The organism is Chitinophagales bacterium (assembly GCA_017303415.1).
GTDB lineage: Bacteria > Bacteroidota > Bacteroidia > Chitinophagales > Chitinophagaceae > SpSt-398.
Map to the genome: position 1 here is coordinate 76,123 of JAFLBJ010000002.1, position 22,044 is coordinate 98,166.

The window sequence follows — 22,044 nt, forward strand, 5'->3', positions numbered from 1 at the left end:
AGTAAAAGACTATAAGGTAAGAAATTAGTAATTGGATACCAAAACCAACATCCAACATCTAACATCCAACATCCAACATCCAACATCTCATCCCACCCCACCTACTCCTCCACCCTCGTCAACTTCATACTCGCCACAGGTGCTACTATGAGGGGGAATTTTTCGATGGTGACATTGGAGGGATCGAGACCAAAGCCGCGTTCTTCCGAGAGGCTGATTTCTTTCAGTCCGAAGTAGATCTTCATCACGATCCGCTCGAAGAAGGGGAGTTCATTATCCTGGCTCAGGAATTTCTCCATGACGATAAACTGGAAGTCACCCGTTACATTGTTTTTTTCCAGGCTTTCGTAGCGGCTGTTGATGTTCACTTCTTTATTGGCTACCAGGTCTTCCACCACTTTCCGGAACATGAGGTTGATCCGGGGTTCCATCCGGAATCCCAACCGGAAATCAACCCGGATGATATCGTTGGGGATGATATGGTCCACTTTGTATTCGCAGGTATAGGGGTCATCCATCGTATCTACGTGAACAAACCAGTAGATATCGGCCCGTTTGGGTTTCTTGTTCAGGATGGAGTAAATGATCTTGTGTTCAATCTCCTTGGGGTTATTGGCACTGGTGAGGTACACCAGGTGGGTGGCATATTTGGGGATCGACTTATCATTACTCAGTTCCTGTATCTTGGGAATATAGTGTTCAAGTCTAACAAACTCCACATACCGGTTCTTGATCTTGCGTGAGCGGTACCAAACGTACATGATCAGGAACATAAAGCCACCCAGGATCAGGGTGAAATAACCGCCATGGGCAAACTTATCCAACAAGGCTATAAGGAAAAGGATCTCTACAAGCGTATAGATGGCCAGGAAAATATAGATGAAAAGGGGTTTGACCCTCTTTGCAACCATGTAATTTGAAAAAAGGATGGTAGTCATGATCATGGTGACTATGATGGCAAGACCATAAGCTGCCTCCATTTTTTCGGAAGATTGAAAATAAAGTACTACGGCCAAACAGCCTGCAAACATCATGACGTTGATGCCCGGTATAAAGAGTTGACCTTTCTCTTCAGATGGATAGCGGATCTTCAACTTGGGCCAGAGGTTTAATCGCATGGCTTCACTGATCAGGGTAAATGCGCCGGAGATCATCGCCTGGCTGGCAATGATCGCTGCCGAGGTAGCTATGATCACCCCTGCAATGATGAACCATTGCGGCATGAGGTCATAAAAGGGATTGATGGCTGCAGTCGCTTTGGTTTGGCCAATATGGTTATGTAACAAAAAAGCTCCCTGACCAAAATAGTTAAGCAGAAGGCAGGATTTGACAAAGATCCAGGAGATACGGATATTACCCCGTCCACAATGGCCCAGGTCACTATAGAGGGCCTCCGCCCCCGTGGTACAAAGGAAAACGGCCCCCAGGATCCAGATAGCTTTGGGATAGGTTGTTACAAATTGAACGGCATAGTGGGGACTGATCGCTTTAAAGATACCCGGATCGTCCATGATATGAACCGATCCCAATATGGCAAGCATGGAAAACCAGATGGTCATTACCGGACCAAACATTGAACCAATAGACGCTGTTCCGAATTGTTGCATGAAGAAAAACAGGAACAGGATCCCGATCACGATGTATAAAATGATATGGCTTCCTTTTTCAATACCCAGGGCAGGGATCTTCTCCAACCCCTCTACTGCCGAAGTAATGGAGATAGGTGGGGTAATGATTCCGTCCGCTAAAAGGGAAGCCCCTCCGATCATGGCGGGGATGACCAGCCATTTACGTTGTCTTCTCACCAATGCATATAAGGCAAATGTTCCTCCCTCCCCCCGGTTGTCGGCCTTTAACACCATCCAGACATACTTTAAGGTGGTTTGGAGGGTAAGGGTCCAGATCACACAGGACAAACTACCTATGATCAGGTCTTCCGAAACAACACGATCACCAATGATGGAACTAAATACATACAGGGGAGATGTACCAATATCCCCATAAATAATTCCCAGGGCAATGATCAATCCGGCGGCGGTTACCTTGTTCGTCGAAACTTTCACGTGTCAGTTTTGTTGTAAGAAAACAGTGGGTCCTGTTTTCTGAAATTTTACCTGCAAAGGTATAAGGAAAAAAACGGGACAGGCAACCCCAAAACCCAACTTATTCGTCATGGGATACGAACAAGGGTTCGTGTAAATCCGGATTTTCCGGCATCTTACCCTTGAAACCAGCCGGTGAACTTTAATATTTACCCAACAGCCGGTTTACCAGGCTATTCGTAACTTTAACCAAGAAATGGAACGAAATGCATAACTATAGAAAAACATCCCTGCTCTTCCTTACCCTTTTTTGCCTGATCGGCCTATCCCAGGCCCAGAAGATCGTCTATTCGGAACCCGACCGGGACGATGGACGCAGGATCGATTTTGAGATCATTGGCAAGATCAACGGCAATTTCCTGGTATACAAGAACGTTCGCAATGAGTCCTTTATCTGTGTTTACGATAACGATATGAAAATGGTGGGTAAGGTTAAACACGACTATATGCCCGACCAGCGTCTGATCAATGTGGATTTCTTTCCCTATTCCGATTTTACCTACATGATCTACCAGTATCAACGCCGGGGGATCATCCATTGTATGGGGGTAAAAATTGATGGGAGCGGGAAAAAGATGGAAGAAGCCGTGGAACTCGATACCACCCATATCGGGATAACCACCAATAACAAGATATATACCTCCCTATCCAGTGAGGATAAAAGCAAGATCATCATCTTTAAGATCAACAGCAAGAACAAAGAACGCTACGTGGTGACCACCAAGCTGTTTGACAACAAACTCAACTTTCTTCGCCGTGACCAATTGGTCATGCCCATGGATGAAAGAAATGATTACCTCGGTGAATTCCTGCTGGATAATGAAGGAAACCTGGTGTTTACCAAGTACTACCGAAACTCCAATGACAATATTACCAGCGCCTATATTGTTACCAAAGATGCCTATGCAGATTCCTTCCGCTATATCCCCATTGAATTTAAGGACATGCTATTGGATGAACTCCGGATCAAGGTGGATAATTTCAGCAAAAGGTATTTTATCAACTCATTTTATGTAAGACAGAAAAGGGGAAATATCGAAGGGATGTATTTCTTTGTCTGGGACAAGACCCAGCAGGCAGCGATGCTCAACAGCTCGCTTGAGTTTTCGGAAAACCTTCGCCGGGAAGCCCGCGACAATGGTAGTTTCCGTACCGCCTTTAATGATTTCTTTATCCGTTCCATCATCACCAAGGCAGATGGCGGGTTTATTGTAACCTCTGAATCATATTATACAACGTCGAGAAGCGGGCTTTGGAACCGCTGGGATTATATGTATGGGTCGCCCTTCTTTTCACCGATGGACTATTACTACTATTCACCCTATTACAGTAACTGGTACTGGCGTTCACGCAACAATACCGGGAATGTCCGTTACCACGCGGAGAATATCGTCCTGCTCTCCTTTGACAAACAAGGTCAGCTTGAATGGAACAATGTGATCAAGAAGGAGCAGTTTGATGATGAATCCGATGACCGGGTTTCCTACCAGGTCATGAACACCGGAGGCAGCCTCCATTTTATCTTTAATATACCTGAAAAGCGTAACCTCTTACTCAGTGATTTTGCCCTTGAACCCGGTGGTAAGATCAACCGCAACCCAACCCTGAAGAACCTGGATAAAGGCTATGAGTTTATGACCAAATACGGAAAGCAGGTGAGTGCCCGGCAGATGATTATTCCTTGTATATACCGCAATAACTATATTTGTTTCGCCAAACTGGAGTACAATTAATTTAATCCATAGCGGTGATCGGTATATTTAAACAGAAAACACCTGTCAATATCCTCATTTTGTTCGTAGCGGGCGTACTGCTCAAGCTATCTACATTTACTCATCCGCATGCCCCCCTTGTAACGGAAGACGATACCTTTCTCTACCATCAGCTGATTGAGTGGCTTCGTACCCATGCTTCACCGGGAGTTGTCGCTGCACTGGCCTATTCTCTTATCTTCCTTCAGGCCATGATCGTTAACCGGTTTGTATCGGATTACCGGATGGTTCAGAAAAGCACTTACCTGCCGGCCATGTCCTATCTGTTGGTCAGCTCCCTGCTGCCAGAGTGGAACTGGTTCTCGGCCCCCCTGATCATCAATACCCTTCTTTTGCTGATCTTTTTTGCCTTATTCAGGTTGTATAACCAGCAGCATATCCGGGGTATGGTCTTTAATATCGGCTTGATCCTTGGATTGAGTTCCTTTTTCCTTTCCTCTTCCTTTCTTTTCATTATCTGGGTCCTGCCCGCCTTGTTTGTCATGAAGCCCATCCGTATCCAGGAGTGGATCATTTGTGTGATGGGCCTGCTTACACCTTATTATTTTTATGCCGCCTGGCTCCTGATCACGGGTGAATGGGGATGGCATAAGATAATTCCTCCTTTGTCTATCCAGATTCCGGTCCTTGAACCATCTTACTGGCTTCCCGGCGCCGCTTTACTGATGTTGATCCCCTTTCTGGTAGGTGGTTATTTTATTCAGGTCAACCTCCGCCGGATGTTGATCCAGGTACGGAAGAATTGGAGTTTGGTCCTGATCTATTTACTCGTGTCCCTCTTTGTGCCTTTTCTTTCCAAAGCCGAATACTTCGAAAATTTTGTTGTGATCGTCATTCCATTCGCGATCTTCCACAGCTGTGCCTACTTCTATCCCAAAGCCCGTTTTTTCCCGCTTCTGTTGTTCTGGGCAACCGTGGGGTTTGTAGTGGCGCGGGAGTATTTGGTGTGAGGGGGAGGGGGAGGGGGAGGTTGGAGGACAGATGACAGATGACGGAGGACAGATGACAGATGACGGATGACAGATGACGGATGACGGAGGCTTGCTGTGCGAGACCTCTGGTCTCGCACGATAGTCTTGTCGCCTCTGGCGACTCGAATAACAACCTTTTCTTCTTTATATATTTAACGTTTAGTGCCGCAAGAGGCGGCTTTCTGGAAGCGCGAGACCAGAGGTCTCGCACAGCAGCCTCCGTCATCTGTCATCTGTCATCCGTCATCTGTCCTCCGTCATCCAACATCCGTCATCCAACCCCCGACCCCCAAAAAAACCCTATTTTTGCCTCATGAAATTCGGAGTTGTTGTTTTCCCCGGGTCCAACTGTGACCGCGACATGCACGACGCCCTTGTCCATGATATGGGCCAGGAAGTGATAATGCTCTGGCACAAAGACAAGGACCTGAGTATGTTCACCACCGATGATTGTATCGTTCTCCCGGGTGGCTTTTCCTATGGGGATTACCTGCGTTGCGGCGCCATTGCCCGTTTTAGTCCGCTGATGCAGCAGGTCATTGAATTTGCCAACCGGGGTGGGAAGGTATTTGGTGTATGCAATGGTTTTCAAATCCTTTGCGAATCCCATTTGCTGCCTGGTGCCCTGCTGCGAAATGAGCACCAGAAATTTGTATGTAAAAATGTATTCCTGAAAGACAGCGACAGCCATATTTATAAGATCCCCGTGGCCCATGGCGAAGGCCGCTATTATGCGGATGAAAAAACACTCGACGCCCTGGAAGCCAATAACCAGGTGATCTTCAGGTATTGCGATGAAGAGGGTGAAATAACCCCGGCGGCAAACCCCAACGGGGCAGCCAGAAATATCGCCGGAATCTGTAATGCCAGCCGCAACGTATTTGGAATGATGCCCCACCCGGAAAGGGCGGCATCCCCGGTTCTGGGCAATACGGATGGCCGAAAAATTCTTAAAGATTTACTAATGTCGGGTCAATTGACCCCCCAAACAGCCTGATCGTCCGTCATTAACAGAGTATTGTCACTTTTGTTACAAAATAGCCGGATTTGAAGGTTATTTTTGTCCAGGATATTCCACCGGTCATTTCAAAATGACCTTCTTAAAAAATATGTATGAAATCGATCCTGTACATACTTCTGTTTTCTGTAGCCGCTTGTACTGTTAAAGCACAGAACCCGGTAAACTGGACCTATACGGCCAAGAAAACCGCGGATAATACATATGAGGTCAAACTGACCGCAACCATCGACGCCGGATGGCACCTTTATTCGCAGACCCAACCCGATGATGCGATCGCCATCCCCACAGAGATCATTTTTACCAAAAACCCACTCCTGAGTTTTGAAGGCAAGATCAAAGAGGTAGGAAACCTGGAGAAGTATCACGATAAGACGCTGGATGTTTCCGCGAATCAATACTCCCGGAAAGTCGAATTTGTACAAGTGGTAAAAGTAAAAGGCAAAGGCCGAACCAATGCCAGCGGAACCATCGAATTTCAAACTTGTACGGATGAGCGCTGCCTTCCTGCCAAGAAGATCAACTTCAGTGTTACACTGAATTGAACCATTTACCACACTTCCTGATCATAGCCCATTGTACCCACCCTGGGCTTCATCGTCAAATAACTCAACCATTATGCGTAGAAGATCTCTACCTGTTCTGATCATTTTATTGTTCAGCCTGTTGGCACAAACCAACCTCTCTGCTCAGGCCCCGGATACCCTGGTCACCTGGAAAGTGGACAGCAAAAAGACCGGCGAAGGAAAATTTGAATTGACCTTTACCACCTCCGGTGCCGCAGGTTGGCAGGTTTATAGCCCCGATCAGGTGATCTCGGAGATCAAAATGGCCGAGCTTGTCTTTGCCGACTCAAGTATTCTGTTGGAAGGAACGATTCAACCCGTGAACGCACCCCAGACCGTTAACAGCCCCATTTTTGGAGCTGTTAAAGTACAGGAAGGGCCGGCTGAATGGAAGGCTACGGTAAGCATTCCGGGTACCATTCCGGCAACCCTGCAGGGAAGTCTGCAATTCTATTATGGAAAAGGAGACGAGTTTGTTACCGCCAGGCCGTTTACTTTTCAGGTGGCGCTTGAAGGCGGTGTGTCGAAGGAATTTGCGATCAAGGTCGCTTCGATCGATATCAATAACCCGGTGAGTGATTGCGGAGATGATGGCACCAAGAACAAAAGCCTGCTTACGATTTTTTTATTGGGATTAGCAGGGGGATTGATCGCCTTGCTGACACCTTGTGTGTTTCCCATGATCCCGGTAACCGTAACCTTTTTTACCAAAAAATCGCAGGACCGGAAACAGGGAGTGGCCAATGCAGTAATGTATGGCCTGTTTATATTTCTGATCTATGTATTGATCACGGTGCCCTTTCACCTGGCTGGAAATACCAATCCGGAGATATTCAATAATATTTCTACCAATGTGTGGCTGAACCTGGCCTTCTTTGCCATATTTGTCGCCTTCGCGCTTTCTTTCTTTGGCTTGTTTGAGATCGGGTTGCCAGCTTCTCTGGCCAATAAGGCTGATTCCAAATCCGGGCTGGGAAATATTGCAGGTATCTTCTTTATGGCCACCACACTGGCCATTGTATCTTTTTCCTGTACCGGGCCTATCCTGGGTACGCTCCTGGTGGGTGTTGCAAACCAGGGCGCATGGCCACTTACGGTAGGTGCGGCAGGGTTTGGTTTGGCACTTGGACTTCCCTTTGCGCTGTTTGCCCTGTTTCCCAACTGGCTCCAATCACTTCCCCGTTCAGGTGGATGGATGACCGATGTAAAAGTGGTGTTGGGTTTTGTGGAACTGGCCCTCGCCATTAAGTTCCTGTCCAATGCTGACCTGGTACAACAATGGGGCCTCATCAAACGAGAGATATTTATCGGCTCATGGGCCCTGATCAGCCTGTTGGTCGTGCTCTATCTGCTGGGTATTTTAAAGATCGGGCATTCCGGCCCTGTCAAGAAGTTTGGGATCACCCGGATCATATTTATTGCACTTTTCTCCGCTTTTACCGTATACCTTATTCCCGGTGTCACCAATACAAAATATGCTAACCTGAAATGGATCAGCGGATTTCCACCGCCTCTCTGCTACAGTATCTATAAAGAACCAGTTAACTGTGTTACGGGTTTCAAGCCATTGGAGAATGAATATGAACTGGCCCTGGAAAAGGCCAAGCAGGAAAACAAACCTGTCCTGATCGATTTCACCGGATGGGCCTGTGTGAATTGCCGGAAGATGGAGGAAAGTGTCTGGACCGATCCCAAAGTTCAGGAATTGATGCGGGATGAATTTGTAGTGGTCTCCCTGTATGTGGATGAACGCCGCAAGTTGCCTCTGAATGAACAAATGGTCTATAAGGACAGCAGCGGAAAAGAAAAACCGATCATTACAGTAGGGGATAAGTGGGCCACCTTTCAAACGGTCAACTTCGGCGCCACCTCTCAACCTCAATATGCCATCCTTTCAGCCGACCAGGTACCGCTTACCCGGACAAAATACTATACCCCTGATCCCCGGGAATTTGAAGCATGGCTGAAATGCGGGATAGAGGCCGGGAAGAAAAAATAAGAAATAAAGAATAAAAAATAAGGAATAAAAAAATAAGGAATAAGAAAGTCAGGATACTTTCTTATTCCTTATTTTTTATTTAATGTTCTTTATTTCTACAGGGCAATTTGCTTCTGCATCATCATTTTCCTCAAATTGATCAGGCCATAGCGCATCCGTCCCAAAGCGGTATTGATGCTGCAATTGGTCATAGAGGCGATCTCTTTGAAGCTCATATCGGCATAGTGCCGGAGAATGATCACTTCGCGTTGGTCTTCCGGTAGACGGTCAAGCATTTCACGCACACGGTCGTGGCTCTGGCGCTTCATCATTTTAGTTTCGGCGCTGTCTTCGGAAAAATTCAACACTTCAAAAATGTCTTTGTCTTCTCCGTTCTTGATGGTCGGGGTGCGTTTTACCTTACGGAAATGGTCAACACAAAGGTTGTGTGCGATCCGCATGGCCCAGGGCAGGAATTTACCTTCTTCGGTATACCGGCCGCCGCGCATGGTGTCAATGATACGGATGAATACATCCTGGAAAATATCTTCGGCAAGATATTTGTCTTTTACCAGGAAAAGAATGGATGTGTAGAGCTTGTCCTTGTGGCGCAGGACAAGTGCTTCTAATGCATCTAATTGTCCATCAACGAATAGATGGATCAATTCATGGTCAGTTTTCTGAGAATAAGCTTTCATAAACTCCTCGGTTTTTTGGTGGATGGATATTGTTTTGGTTTTACTTATTGGATTTTTGGGACTAGTACGGGTAGATTTCAGGAGTCGATAGGCGGGTTGTTTTTTTTGGTTGCTGGATTATTGTTTGGTTGCTTGTTTACTTTTTATTGTGCTTGTGAATATAAAAGTAAGGCAATTTGTTATTCACCCCAACGGTTATACAAGTATACTCCCCTTTTTTCAAAAGGAAATGTTAATGCTATGTGTTGATTTGTAAGGACAAAGCGTACTTTTGTAACCTTCCATGCCTACTCCGTTATCGAAAATATCCGAGAAAAAAAGAGGGAAAGTACCCGCCTCCGATGCCATTTTTATCAAGGGCGCGAGGGTCCATAATCTTAAGAATGTGGACGTTGCATTCCCCCGAAACCACCTCATTGTGGTCACCGGTGTATCCGGTTCGGGAAAGTCCAGTCTCACTATAGATACGCTCTATGCAGAGGGCCAGCGGCGCTACGCAGAAAGCCTCAGCGCCTATGCCCGGCAGTTCCTCAACCGGATGAATAAACCGGATGTGGACTATATCAAGGGTCTCTGCCCGGCCATCGCCATCGAACAGAAAGTAATCACGAGAACACCCCGTAGTACCGTGGGGAGTATGACGGAATTGTACGACTACCTCCGGTTACTTTACGCTCGTATAGGGCACACCATTTCCCCTGTATCCGGAAGAGAGGTAAAAAAGGATGATGTGACCGATGTACTGCGTAGCATCAGCACCCTGACGGAAGGTTCCAAGGTATTTATACTGACCTCTTTTAAATTACACCGCCACCGCGATATCCGTGAAGAACTGTCCATCCTGGCCCAAAAAGGTTTTTCCCGGATCTATACCCGCGATAAGAAAACCGGGGCCTCCGGGGTGGTAAGCCGGATAGAAGAATGGGGGGAGAAATCAGACAAAGATTTAAAGGCGCACTTTTCAGGGCGGTTGGCCTATGTGCTGGTGGACCGAATCGTTGTCAAGGATTTTGATGAGGATGACCGCCACCGCCTGGCAGACTCCATTGGCACCGCTTTCTATGAAGGAGAGGGAGATGTGTATATTGAAGTGGATGGGGAGAGCCTGCTCCACTTCAATAACCGGTTTGAAATGGATGGGATGCAGTTCGAAGAACCTGTGCCCAACCTATTTTCCTTTAATAACCCCTTTGGCGCCTGCCCCACCTGCGAGGGCTTTAGCCAGGTCCTGGGCATCGATGCCGACCTGGTGATACCCGACCGCCGACTGAGCGTGTATGATGGCGCTGTGGCCCCCTGGAAAGGGGAGAAGCTGGGCTGGTGGCGTGAACAGTTCATCAAAGCCGCCAAAAAGATCGATTTCCCGGTACATAAACCCATAGCCGACCTGACCAAGGCCCAATACCAAATGCTCTGGGAAGGAGAAAAACCGGCCCTTGGGATCAATGACTTTTTCAAAGAAGTAGAACAAAATCTGTACAAGGTTCAATACCGGGTTTTATTAAGCCGTTACCGGGGCCGCACCGAATGTCCGGACTGTAAAGGCTACCGGCTGCGTCCCGAAGCCCTGTATGTGAAAGTGGGCGGATTACATATTGGCGAATTGAACGCGCTCCCGGTGCGTGATCTGAAGGCCTGGTTTGCGAAGCTGGATGAACAACTGTCTGACTATGACAAACAGGTTGCAAAACGCATACTCATTGAGATCCATCACCGGTTGGACACCCTTTTAAAAGTTGGTCTTGGGTACCTGACCCTTAACCGCCTGGCCAATTCGCTCAGTGGCGGAGAAAGCCAACGGATTCAACTGACCACAAGCCTCGGAAGTAACCTGACCAATTCATTGTATATATTGGATGAACCGTCGATTGGTCTGCACCCACGGGACACGGCCAACCTCATTGCTGTATTAAAAGAATTACGTGACCTCGATAATACCGTGGTTGTAGTGGAACACGACGAAATGATGATGCGCGAGGCGGATCACATCATTGACATGGGCCCGCTTGCATCGCACCTGGGTGGGGAAGTGGTGGCCGAAGGGAACTATGATGAACTGGTAGCCAACTCCAAAAGTTTGACCGGTCAATACCTGAAAGGCGAACTCCGGATCGATCCGCCAAAAACCCTTCGGAAATGGAACCGCTCTATCACTGTTGAAGGGGCAAGACAACATAACCTGAAAGATATCACCGTTCAATTTCCCCTCAACCTGCTCTGCGTGGTATGCGGGGTCAGCGGAAGTGGAAAGACCACTCTCGTGAAACAGATACTTTACCCCGGGCTTAAAAAAATAAAAGGAGAGATAGGGGACAAGGTCGGATTTCACCGTGCCATTACCGGAGATATTGAGAGTGTCACCCAGATCGAAATGATCGATCAGAACCCGATCGGAAAATCCTCGCGAAGCAACCCGGTTACCTATATCAAGGCCTATGATGAGATCCGCGATCTATATTCCAAACAACCACTCAGCAAAATGCGCGGGTTTCAGCCCAAACATTTTTCATTCAATGTAGATGGCGGTCGCTGCGATACCTGTAAAGGAGAGGGAGAACAGGTAGTGGAAATGCAGTTCCTGGCCGATGTTCACCTGGTTTGCGAATCCTGTGGCGGAAAACGATTCAAGGAAGAAGTATTGGAAGTACAATACCGGGGAAAGAGTATTCACGATGTATTGGAGATGAGCGTGGACGAGGCCATCCTGTTCTTTAAAGAAGAACCCAAACTGGCCCAGGCCATACAGCCTTTAAGCAATGTAGGATTGGGATATGTAAAACTCGGGCAGTCCTCCGGAACCCTTTCCGGTGGGGAGGCGCAACGGGTCAAACTGGCCTCCTTCCTGGGGAAAGGTAAGGGTGGTGGAAAGATCCTTTTCATTTTCGATGAACCCACCACAGGCCTTCACTTTCATGATATCAGAAAATTACTGACCTCCTTCAACGCCCTGATCGAGCAAGGGCATAGCATTCTCGTTATTGAACACAATACAGATGTCATACGCAGCGCCGATTGGGTGATTGAACTGGGCCCCGAAGCCGGAGACGGTGGAGGAGAACTGGTCTTCGCCGGAAAACCGAATGATATGAAGAAGGAGAAGAAGAGTTTGACAGGGAAATACCTTTAAACTATTCACCGCAGAGAACATGAGAGCGCAGAGTCTCGCAGAGATATTGTTCAAAAAAAACAGGAAATATTAACTGATAAATTTTAATCATTTTAAAGGGTAATATCTCTGCGCATCTCTGCGTTCTCATGTTCTCAGCGGTCAAATCCTATCTCAGTCGATCCAAACTCTCCACCAATTTCTCATCCTTCCAGATACCTCTTGCTGCCAATACAAACAAAACCGGTATAGCAAAAACGACAAGGGATGTCAGCGAAGGAACGGAGCCTCCGAGTTTGCGCATGGCCGAGAAGTTCAGGATGACCAATAAGACCGATAAAACGGTCCCGACGATCGTCATCCGCAATTGCTGTTTTCTTTTCTTATAAAAAAAGATCGAGGCCAGTGCCAGGAAGATCGTAGCACCGGTAAGGACAACGAGAAAAAGCGTACTGCCTCCATTCACATACGTTACCCCACCACTCATGGTGTCTGTGCTCTGGTTTGTCGCCTCATAAAAGGGAAGCTGATAGCTTAGCACGCCAAGAACAGCTGCCAGCAGAAGCCATACAGATTGAATGCGTTGTATCATCGTGAGTGAATTTTTATAATGAGTAATTAATAATTAATAATCAATAACTATTTATTATTAATTACTGATTATTAGCCTAATTCGGGATAAAGCGGGAATTGTTTCATGAATTCCTTTACTTCTTCCTTCACGCCCAGGATCAGTGATTCGTCTTCTGTGTTCATCAAAACCTTATCGATCAGGGCGACCACTGTTTCCATATGGGTTTCCTTTAATCCGCGTGTGGTGATCGCGGGAACACCAACCCGGATACCCGAGGTAACAAAGGGTGATTTATCATCAAAAGGTACCGCATTTTTATTCAGCGTGATATGCGCTTTATCCAGGGTCTCCTGTGCTTTTTTCCCGGTCAGATTCTTGTTTCTCAGGTCGATCAGCATCAGGTGGTTATCTGTCCCATCGCTAATGAGGTTATACCCCCGGCTTACAAAGGCTTTGGCCATGGCCTGGGCGTTGGCGATGACCTGTTGACCATAGGCTTTGAATCCATCGGAGAGTATCTCTCCAAAGGCAACGGCTTTGGCAGCAATCACATGCTCGAGAGGGCCGCCCTGTGTTCCCGGGAAAACAGCCAGGTCAAGCAATTGGCTCATGGTCCGCAGGTTACCTTTTGGATCTTTTACGCCCCAGGTATTTTCAAAATCATGACGCAAAGCGATGATACCGCCCCTTGGCCCACGGAGTGTTTTGTGGGTGGTGGAGGTCACAATATGGCAATGATCAAAGGGGTCATTCAGCAATCCGGTGGCGATCAGTCCGGCCGGATGCGCAATATCTGCCAATACCACCGCACCGATCGAATCGGCGATGGCACGAATACGTTTATAATCCCAGTCACGGCTGTAAGCAGAAGCACCGCAAATAATCATTTTTGGTTTTTCCTTGGTGGCAATGGCTTCCATCTGTTCATAATCCACCAGTCCGTCTTTGGTTACGCCATAGTGAAGCGCATGGTAGGTCTTACCACTAAAATTTGCCGGGCTTCCATGGGTCAGGTGACCACCCATGCTGAGATCAAGTCCCAGCACTTTGTCACCCGGTTTTAACACTGCCAGAAAAACCGCTCCATTGGCCTGTGCACCACTGTGGGGCTGCACATTGGCCCAACTCGCGTTGAATATCTTTTTCAGACGCTCAATGGCCAGGGTTTCGATTTGATCCACGATCTCACAACCACCATAATATCTTTTGCCCGGATAGCCCTCAGCATATTTGTTGGTAGGAACGGTTCCCATCGCCTGCATGACCTGCAAGGATGTAAAGTTTTCCGACGCGATAAGTTCAATGCCATGACGCTGACGATCCAGCTCTTTGTTGATCAGATCAAAAACCTGTGTATCTTTTTGCATATTTTGAAATTCTGTATAATCTGAGAAATCAGTGTATTCCGCGAAATCAATTTTCTCGGGAGGCACAAAATTAAGGTCTAACCCCCTCAATCGTATAAGTTTTTGTTGTTTGTTTTTTCGTTACTTTCGGGTGCTTTTGCATCAATAAAAACCAATGAAGGCAATCATACCAGTAGCCGGAGCCGGTACCAAGCTTCGTCCCCATACATATACTCAACCCAAGGCGCTCATCCCCCTGGCCGGTAAAACGGTGCTCAGTATCATTATCGACCAGTTGAAAGATGCCGGGATCAATGAATTCATCTTTATTGTAGGTTACCTGGGTGACAAGATCCAGGATTATGTGACCGAGCACTATCCGGGCATCAAGGCCTCCTATGTATATCAAACTGACCGGCAGGGGATTGGCCATGCCGTTACCCTCGCCAAAAAGTTGGTGGGAAAGGATGAAGTGTTCGTGGTATTGGGTGATTCCATTTGTGAGTATGACGTCAAAGAAGTACTGAACTCACCCCATTCGATGTTAGGAGTAAAAAAAGTGGATGACCCCCGCGAATTCGGCGTTGCTGAAATGGATGAAGAAGGGTTTATTGAACACGTGGTGGAAAAACCACAGATCCCTAAATCCAATATGGCCCTGGTTGGTGTGTACAAGATCCGGGAAAGTGAACAGATGTTTCAATGCCTTGATGATAATATCAATCAGGGATTAAAAAACCGGGGCGAATTCAGTCTGACCGATGCGCTGGATTGCATGATACGCCGCGGTGTACAGTTTAAATCCTTTCGCGTAGAGAATTGGTTTGATTGTGGTAAAAAAGAAACCCTGCTCGAATCAAATGCCACATTGCTGAAGAAATTCGCCGGACAGGTAGAAGCTGATTATAAATCCGAGAACGCTGTGATCATCCAACCTGTCAGCATTGGCGAAGGTTGTATCATCAAGAACTCCATTGTGGGACCAAATGTAAGCATCGGAGAAAATACGACCGTGGATTCCTCGATCATCCGCAACTCCATTATTGGTTCTTTTTCCAATCTCATCGATATCGTACTCGACAGTTCCCTGATCGGAAGTGATACAGGTATCTGTGGAGAAACCAGGACCTTGAATATTGGGGATAATACCGATATCGACCTTGGTTAAGTAAAGCGAATAGCTTTTAGCCATTAGTTATATTTGTCGTATGACAAATCGCATCACCCAACTTTTCGGAATCAGGTATCCGCTCATTCAGGCCGGTATGGTTTGGACAAGCGGGTGGCGACTGGCTTCTGCCGTCAGTAATGCCGGGGGATTGGGCATCATTGGCAGTGGTTCCATGTACCCCGATGTCTTTCGCGAACACCTGCAAAAATGCAAGGCAGCCACTGATAAACCCTTTGGGGTGAATATCCCACTTCTCTATGCCGACCTGGAAAAACAGGTGGATATCCTGATCGAAGAAGGTGTGAAGATCGTATTCACCAGCGCGGGAAACCCTGCTGTATTAACACCTAAACTCAAAGAACATGGCATCACCGTAGTACACGTGGTGAGTAGTACCCGTTTTGCCTTGAAAGCGGAACAGGCAGGTTGTGATGCGGTGGTTGCGGAAGGATTTGAGGCCGGTGGACATAACGGCCGGGAAGAAACCACTACCCTGGTTTTGGTACCCGCCGTGGTAAATAGCGTAAAGATCCCCGTTATAGCCGCCGGAGGGATCGCCACTGGCAGACAGATGCTGGCAGCCATGGTACTTGGGGCCGAAGGAGTACAGGTAGGCAGCCGCTTTGTGGCCAGTGAAGAAGCTTCCGCTCATATTCATTTCAAAAATAAGGTAATCCAGAGCCAGGAAGGGGATACCCAATTGATGATGAAGAAATTAACCCCTGTTCGCCTATTACGGAATAATTTTTTTGATAAAGTGTTAGCTGCTGAACAAAGAGGCGCTACGCATGAAGAATTAAAAAATATATTAGGTCGTGCCCGAGCAAAACAAGGAATGTTTGAAGGGGATATGGATGAAGGAGAGTTGGAGATCGGTCAGGTAAGCGCACTGATCCGCGAAATTTTACCTGCCGAAACCATCGTAAAAAATATGGTAAAAGAGTTTGAAGAAGCTTTGAAACATCCGATAAAAATGCTATAATTTTGATACTGTGTCGGATGAACTGCGTGTAGACCATTAACAACGAAAACCTTTACACATGAAATCATTTCGATTCCTTGCAGTTGCCCTGGCCATGCTGACTGCTATTGGGGCCAATGCCGGTGCATCTACATCCCCCTGCAATAACGAAACACCCAATAAGAAGGTTAATGAGATCAATGGAAGCGTGATCCAAACAGGATCCAAAAAACCATTGGGCGAGGTAAGCATCACCGCTTATGTGACCTCCAAAAAAGAAAAAGTGATCATCACCGATTGCAATGGCAATTATGCTTTTGATGACCTCAAACCCGGTGTATATAAATTCGTTTTTGAAAAAGAAGGCTACAAGAAAGTAACCAAGGAGAATATCACCATCAAAACCGATGAGGCCTTCCTGTTGAATGTAGAGATGGTTTTAACCAGCGAGACCAAGCTGTTTCCATCGATCTTTCACTTTATGGATAATGATGATTGAGAAATAAAGAATAAGAAAGACCCAATAAGAAATAAGGAAGTCAAACGACTTCCTTATTTCTTATTGGGTCTTTCTTATTCTTTGTTTCTTATTCCTTATTTTCCATTTATATCCTAACCTTCCGCTCTCCGCTCTGCATATCAAACTCATCCGCTTCTTTCTTTATCTTAAACTCCTTGTGGTTGTTTAAATAATTTTCAAACTTCTTATACGTGGCCTCGGATTGTTTTTGTCCATTGATGAACAACTCACCTTTCTTATGCTCGATCGTGTAATCCTTGTCCTTGTCGATCAAACCCGCTTTATCCAGGTCATCGATAAATGTCTTGGTTTCTTTTAATGACTCTTTGGCCTTTTCCAATTCCTTCTCTGCCTTTTTCAATTCCGCTTCGATCCGGGGTTTGATATCTTTCATTTCCACCTTCACCTTGGCCAGTTCTTTCTCCATATTCTTAAAGTCGATCTCTTTGACTTTCTCCAATTCGATACGTGCTTTTTCCATTTCCTTTTCCACCCGCTTCATTTCCTCCTTAAATTCAGCCCGGTCACTCAACTCCATTTTTTCCATGTTTTCTTTCAGCTCTTTCTGGATCTTCTCCATATCCATACTCTTCAGGCTTTTTTCCACTTCCATCTTGATCTTTTGGGCATCAATTTCCCGGAGACCAGTTTCCAGTTCTTTTTGCATACGGGCCATATCCACCTCAAGGGTGCGGGACAGCTCCTGACGGGCTTTCTCCACTTCCTCAATGGCCTCTTCGATATTCCTGACCTTATCGCGCTTCCTTGATTTCTCGGGTGTGGTGTCGTTTACAAAGCGGTCACCGCCAAAATGCGACTGAGGTTGTTTGTCTGACCAGGAAATAAAAACCAGCGAACCAGCCAGCAGCAGGCCCCCGGCCAGCAGCAAAATACCTGTTGATTTCTTTGTTGCCATACAATTGGTTTTATTAGTTATACGATTAATTTCGTATAAAAATACGATTTATTTCGTATTATGGTTGGGGATTTTGGGGTTTAACAAAAGTTTTTTGGGGGAGGAGGGATGTTGGATGTTGGATGTTGGATGGCGGAGGACAGATGACGGATGACTGATGACGGATGACAGATGACGGATGACAGAGGACTGAGAACGGATGACAGATTGGATGCCCCTCCTGGGCAAAAAAAAGTTCAATTATTTAAACACCAACATCCAACATCCATCATCCAACATCCGCCATCTGTCATCCGTCATCTGTCATCTAAAACAACCAACATCCGTCATCCGTCCTCAGTCATCTGCCCCCCTACTTCCTAACCCACTTCAACATCTCCTTCCACGTCACCTTCTTGCCATACAACAGGATGCCGGTGCGATAGATCTTTCCGGCCAGCCAGGTGGTGGATAGGAAGCCGCCGATAAGCAGGGCCATGCTGATGATCAATTGTAACCAGGTGACCCCGTCGGGGATGCCATGGGCCACGCGGGCCATCATTACAATGGGGGAGGTAAGCGGGAACATACTGCCAAAGATGGCAAGCCCGCTATTGGGTTCGTTAACCGTTTTCATCATGATAACGATCGCGAAGATGATCGGCATCGTGATAGGTAATAATAAACTTTGTGCATCCTGAGGATCTTCGTTCACCGCACTACCAACGGCGGCAAACAGGGAAGAGTAGAGCAGATATCCACCCAGGAAATAAAATAAGAAACAGCCAAAAATGAGCCCGAAGTTCACCTGGCGGAGACCATCAAACAATCCGGCCATACCACCACTTTGCTGTGCGGCCTGACCAGCCTGCGCCATCTGTGGCGACTGCATGGCACCGGCTTGCATCTGTTCGGCAAAACCCGGGAAAATCAAGGGAAGCAACATTTGTAATACCACGATCAGTACACCCCAGATCAGGAACTGTACCAATCCAACCCCACCAATACCGATGATCTTTCCCATCATCAGTTGAAAGGGTTTTACACTGCTTATGATCACTTCTGAAATACGGCTGACCTTCTCTTCCATTACGCCCCGCATAACCATGGAGCCATAGACAAAGAGGATGATATAAATGAGAAATCCCGATACAAAGCCCACTCCATACGCTACACCGGCGCGGGTCTTACTTTCCTCCTCACCTTTGCTGCTGATGAATTTTACAGCCGTGTTCTTCTGGAGGCTGTCCAATTGAACACGTGTGAGGTTATACGACAATAATCTTTTTTCTTCCATCACCTTGCTAAAGCGGTCCTCCACTTCATTTATGGTACTGATACCTGCTTTCTTTCCGGCGACTACCCGAATGGTATCCTTTCCACCGGGATCGCTTTGTGCCGGGATAAAAACATAGCCATCAAATTCTTTTTTATCCAACCGGTCTTTCAATCCGGTTTCAGTTTCATTGTTGAGAAACAGGAACTCCACATCATCTCCTTTCTTGACCAGGGATTGTTCAAATGAACCGGTCTTATCAGCAACGGCAATGGTATACGTATCCGATCCCTTTACCGAGAAGTAAATGATCAGGGCGTAGAATCCAAAGATCAGCAAGGGGAGCAGGATGGTGCTCAGCAAAAAGGTCTTCTTTTGCACCCTCGTGAGAAATTCTCTTTTTGAAACGATCCATATCTTGTTCATAGTTGAATGCTTTTGGGAGGTTAAACAGCCGCTGTTTCAAATTGCCGGGTAGTGGGTGTTCCTTCTACCAACTTGATGAATATATCATTCAAAGAGGGAAGGATCTCATTAAAGGCAATGACGGGGTTATTGTTTTGAATAAAATATTGTAGGGCGCTATTGGGACCCTGGCCTTCTTTTAATTTGATCACATAGTTCAGGTCACGGGTACCAACCACCTCAAAAGGCGCATTGTCATTCAGGGTTGGGATATGTTCAAAACCCACGCGGAATAAATGTTCTTTAAAATCCTGTTTCACTGCCTGCACAGTGCCATCCAGGATCTTTTGGCCCTTGTTCACCAGTACAATCTGGTCACAGATCTCTTCAACCTGTTCCATACGGTGGGTACTAAAGATCACGGTAGAACCGCGTTTAGCGAGGTTGAAGATCTCGTCTTTAATGAGATTGCTGTTCACCGGATCGAGACCGCTGAAAGGTTCATCGAGGATGATCAGTTTCGGTTCGTGGAGAACGGTGGTAACGAATTGAAGTTTTTGGCTCATCCCTTTGGACAGGTCTTCTACTTTTTTATTCCACCAGCTTTGCATTTCAAAACGCACAAACCATTCTTTGATCTTGGTCATGGCCACCCCTTTATCAAGTCCTTTTAGCTGGGCAAGATAGAGTGCCTGGTCTCCGATCTTCATTTTTTTATACAAACCTCTTTCTTCAGGCATATAGCCGATATGAATGATATCATTCACCGGGTCAAAAGGTCTTCCATCAAAAAGGATCTGCCCTTCATCGGGGTAGAAGATACCGGTGATCATCCGCAGGAGGGTGGTCTTTCCGGCTCCGTTGGGTCCCAGCAGACCAAAGATGGTCCCTTTCTCAATGGAAAAGCTGATGTCGTCTACCGCTTTTTGCGTAGCGTAATACTTTTTAAGGTGTTTCAATTCAAGCAGGGCCATAATTGTTGTATTAGATCCGGTGATGTTTCATTTGTCTGATGAAAGGCAAAAATATTACAGTGAATCGGGAACTGGGCTAAAAATATGCGCGGCCACCCGTTCGCCGTCCATAGCCGCGCTCACGATTCCACCTGCATATCCGGCACCTTCACCACAAGGATATAAGTTTTCCAGTTGCGGGTGCCGGAGCGTCTTTGTATCACGGGGTATTCGAACCGGGGAAGAGGTACGCGATTCTGTGGCTACCAGAACAGCTTCAGCGCTGTAATAGCCTTTCATTTTTTTCCCAAATGCCAGAAAACCCTCTTTCAAGGTCTTGGCCACAAAACCAGGCAGCACTTCACGGAGGTCAACACTCTTTAAACCAGGCAGGTAGGAGCAGGCAGGCAGGGTGGTGGAGGTCTTTCCCGAACAGAAATCGGTCATTCGCTGGGCCGGGGCCACAAAAAGACCGCCTCCTGCCTCAAAGCATTTCCGCTCCACATATTGTTGAAAATACATACGTCCCAGGGCTGTTTTGAGCACCGAAGGGGGCATACCCATCGTCTTTTCAAAATCGGCAGGGGGCAGGGTATCATTTTCCCGGATCTCCACCACGATCCCGCTATTGGCGTAGGGGTTGTTTCGTTTGGAGGGTGACCAGCCATTGACCACCAGTTCACCCTGGCTGGTAGCGGCGGGGGCAATGATGCCACCTGGACACATACAAAAGGAGAATACGCCCCTGTCTTCCACCTGTTGTACCAGGCTGTAGGAGGCCGGGGGCAGGTAAGGGCCCCGGTCAACCGGGCAATGGTACTGGATCTGGTCGACGATCTCCTGGGGGTGCTCCGCCCTTACCCCAAGGGCAAAGGGTTTGGCCTCGATCAGTATATTTTCCCGGTGAAACAATTCAAAGATATCCCTGGCTGAGTGGCCTGTCGCCAGGATAAAGGCATCCCCGTCAATCGTATCTCCATCGGCGGTTTTGACCGACCCGATCCGGTTGCCCTTTCGGTTGAACCCGGTCACTTGTTTCTCAAAATGGTATTCCCCGCCATAACCTGTGATGGTTTCTCGTATGGCGGTGATGATACCGGGCAGTTTATTCGTCCCGATATGCGGGTGGGCCTCAAAAAGGATATGCTCATCGGCCCCAAAATGGTGGAGGAGTTGTAAAATGCGGTTTATATCCCCACGCTTTGAACTTCGGGTATAGAGTTTTCCATCACTATAGGTACCAGCCCCGCCTTCGCCAAAGCAATAGTTGCTGTTGGGGTTTACGACTCCTTCCTTATTTAGCCGGGCAAGGTCACGACGACGGGCGCGGACATCCTTGCCCCGTTCGAGTACAATGGGTTTGATCCCTTTTTCAATCAGGTAGAGGGCGGCAAATAACCCGGCTGGGCCCGCGCCAATTATCACCACTCTTTTCTTTGCCCGGGTTACATCCCGAAAGACAAATTCAGGTATTGATCGCTGAACATAGGGTTCATTGATAAAGGCCAGAAGGGATAACTGAAACCGGGGTTGTTTGCCACGGGCATCCAGGGAGCGTTTAAGTAAGGTAAATCCGGTGATGTCTTTTGCCGGCCGGCCTGTATGCGCAGCAATGGCCGAACGTATTACGGCCTCGTTGGCCGCCTCCTGTGGGAGGAGCTGTATGGTGAGATTTATTTGCATGGGTCAGGTGTCTATCCTGAAATCCGTTACTAACTATAGAATCCAAATA

General features: G+C 47.1%; 17 protein-coding genes. 9 read left to right on the forward strand and 8 right to left on the reverse strand.

All coding sequences use genetic code 11. The features are described 5' to 3' along the window. Positions 1–101 precede the first annotated feature (101 nt). On the reverse strand, positions 102–2,063 hold the full coding sequence (locus J0M30_14080) for a KUP/HAK/KT family potassium transporter (GenBank protein MBN8668624.1): 1,962 nt from the start codon (positions 2,061–2,063) through the stop codon (positions 102–104). A 245-nt stretch (positions 2,064–2,308) separates the two neighbouring features. On the opposite strand from J0M30_14080, the gene J0M30_14085 reads away from it, so the two are divergent. The 5 genes from J0M30_14085 (at position 2,309) to J0M30_14105 (ending at position 8,428) form a co-directional block, all read left to right on the forward strand. Next, complete coding sequence (locus tag J0M30_14085) at positions 2,309–3,835, forward strand: hypothetical protein (protein MBN8668625.1); 1,527 nt, start codon at positions 2,309–2,311, stop codon at positions 3,833–3,835. Between the two features lie 14 nt (positions 3,836–3,849). Further along, the gene (locus tag J0M30_14090; protein MBN8668626.1) at positions 3,850–4,824 is read left to right on the forward strand and encodes a hypothetical protein; all 975 of its coding nucleotides are present in this window, start codon (positions 3,850–3,852) and stop codon (positions 4,822–4,824) included. Positions 4,825–5,158: 334 nt separating this feature from the next. Further along, a complete protein-coding gene (gene purQ / locus J0M30_14095) occupies positions 5,159–5,842 on the forward strand; it encodes a phosphoribosylformylglycinamidine synthase subunit PurQ (protein MBN8668627.1) in 684 nt (227 codons plus the stop codon). Positions 5,843–5,958: 116 nt separating this feature from the next. Continuing rightward, positions 5,959–6,408 (forward strand): hypothetical protein, encoded by a 450-nt coding sequence (locus J0M30_14100; GenBank protein ID MBN8668628.1) that lies wholly within the window; start codon positions 5,959–5,961, stop codon positions 6,406–6,408. 73 nt (positions 6,409–6,481) lie between these two features. Beyond that, on the forward strand, positions 6,482–8,428 hold the full coding sequence (locus tag J0M30_14105) for a thioredoxin family protein (protein ID MBN8668629.1): 1,947 nt from the start codon (positions 6,482–6,484) through the stop codon (positions 8,426–8,428). A 95-nt stretch (positions 8,429–8,523) separates the two neighbouring features. Here J0M30_14105 and J0M30_14110 read toward each other — a convergent pair whose 3' ends face one another. Continuing rightward, entirely contained in the window at positions 8,524–9,105 is a 582-nt protein-coding gene (locus J0M30_14110; protein MBN8668630.1) for a sigma-70 family RNA polymerase sigma factor, read from the reverse strand. A gap of 283 nt (positions 9,106–9,388) precedes the next feature. Between J0M30_14110 and uvrA the strand changes: the two genes are divergently transcribed. Continuing rightward, positions 9,389–12,232: an excinuclease ABC subunit UvrA gene (uvrA, locus tag J0M30_14115; GenBank protein ID MBN8668631.1), complete on the forward strand. Its 2,844-nt coding sequence runs from the start codon at positions 9,389–9,391 to the stop codon at positions 12,230–12,232. A gap of 148 nt (positions 12,233–12,380) precedes the next feature. On the opposite strand, the gene J0M30_14120 is transcribed toward uvrA, so the two are convergent. Continuing rightward, positions 12,381–12,803: a DUF4293 domain-containing protein gene (locus J0M30_14120; protein ID MBN8668632.1), complete on the reverse strand. Its 423-nt coding sequence runs from the start codon at positions 12,801–12,803 to the stop codon at positions 12,381–12,383. Positions 12,804–12,874: 71 nt separating this feature from the next. Beyond that, on the reverse strand, positions 12,875–14,152 hold the full coding sequence (locus tag J0M30_14125; GenBank protein ID MBN8668633.1) for a serine hydroxymethyltransferase: 1,278 nt from the start codon (positions 14,150–14,152) through the stop codon (positions 12,875–12,877). 154 nt (positions 14,153–14,306) lie between these two features. Between J0M30_14125 and J0M30_14130 the strand changes: the two genes are divergently transcribed. The 3 genes from J0M30_14130 to J0M30_14140 are packed head-to-tail and all read left to right on the forward strand — an operon-like array spanning position 14,307 to position 16,762. Further along, a complete protein-coding gene (locus J0M30_14130; protein MBN8668634.1) occupies positions 14,307–15,299 on the forward strand; it encodes an NTP transferase domain-containing protein in 993 nt (330 codons plus the stop codon). Between the two features lie 40 nt (positions 15,300–15,339). Then, positions 15,340–16,284, forward strand: coding sequence for a nitronate monooxygenase (locus tag J0M30_14135; protein MBN8668635.1), 945 nt, complete (start codon positions 15,340–15,342; stop codon positions 16,282–16,284). A 58-nt stretch (positions 16,285–16,342) separates the two neighbouring features. Continuing rightward, positions 16,343–16,762: a carboxypeptidase regulatory-like domain-containing protein gene (locus tag J0M30_14140; GenBank protein ID MBN8668636.1), complete on the forward strand. Its 420-nt coding sequence runs from the start codon at positions 16,343–16,345 to the stop codon at positions 16,760–16,762. 106 nt (positions 16,763–16,868) lie between these two features. Here the strand turns inward: J0M30_14140 and J0M30_14145 are convergent, their stop codons facing one another. The 4 genes from J0M30_14145 to J0M30_14160 all read right to left on the reverse strand — a co-directional run bounded on the left by J0M30_14145 (position 16,869) and on the right by J0M30_14160 (position 21,995). Continuing rightward, a complete protein-coding gene (locus J0M30_14145; GenBank protein MBN8668637.1) occupies positions 16,869–17,699 on the reverse strand; it encodes a hypothetical protein in 831 nt (276 codons plus the stop codon). A gap of 352 nt (positions 17,700–18,051) precedes the next feature. Beyond that, complete coding sequence (locus tag J0M30_14150) at positions 18,052–19,380, reverse strand: ABC transporter permease (GenBank protein MBN8668638.1); 1,329 nt, start codon at positions 19,378–19,380, stop codon at positions 18,052–18,054. A gap of 20 nt (positions 19,381–19,400) precedes the next feature. Continuing rightward, a complete protein-coding gene (locus J0M30_14155; protein ID MBN8668639.1) occupies positions 19,401–20,333 on the reverse strand; it encodes an ATP-binding cassette domain-containing protein in 933 nt (310 codons plus the stop codon). Positions 20,334–20,387: 54 nt separating this feature from the next. After that, entirely contained in the window at positions 20,388–21,995 is a 1,608-nt protein-coding gene (locus tag J0M30_14160; protein MBN8668640.1) for an FAD-dependent monooxygenase, read from the reverse strand. Between the last annotated feature and the right edge of the window lie 49 nt (positions 21,996–22,044).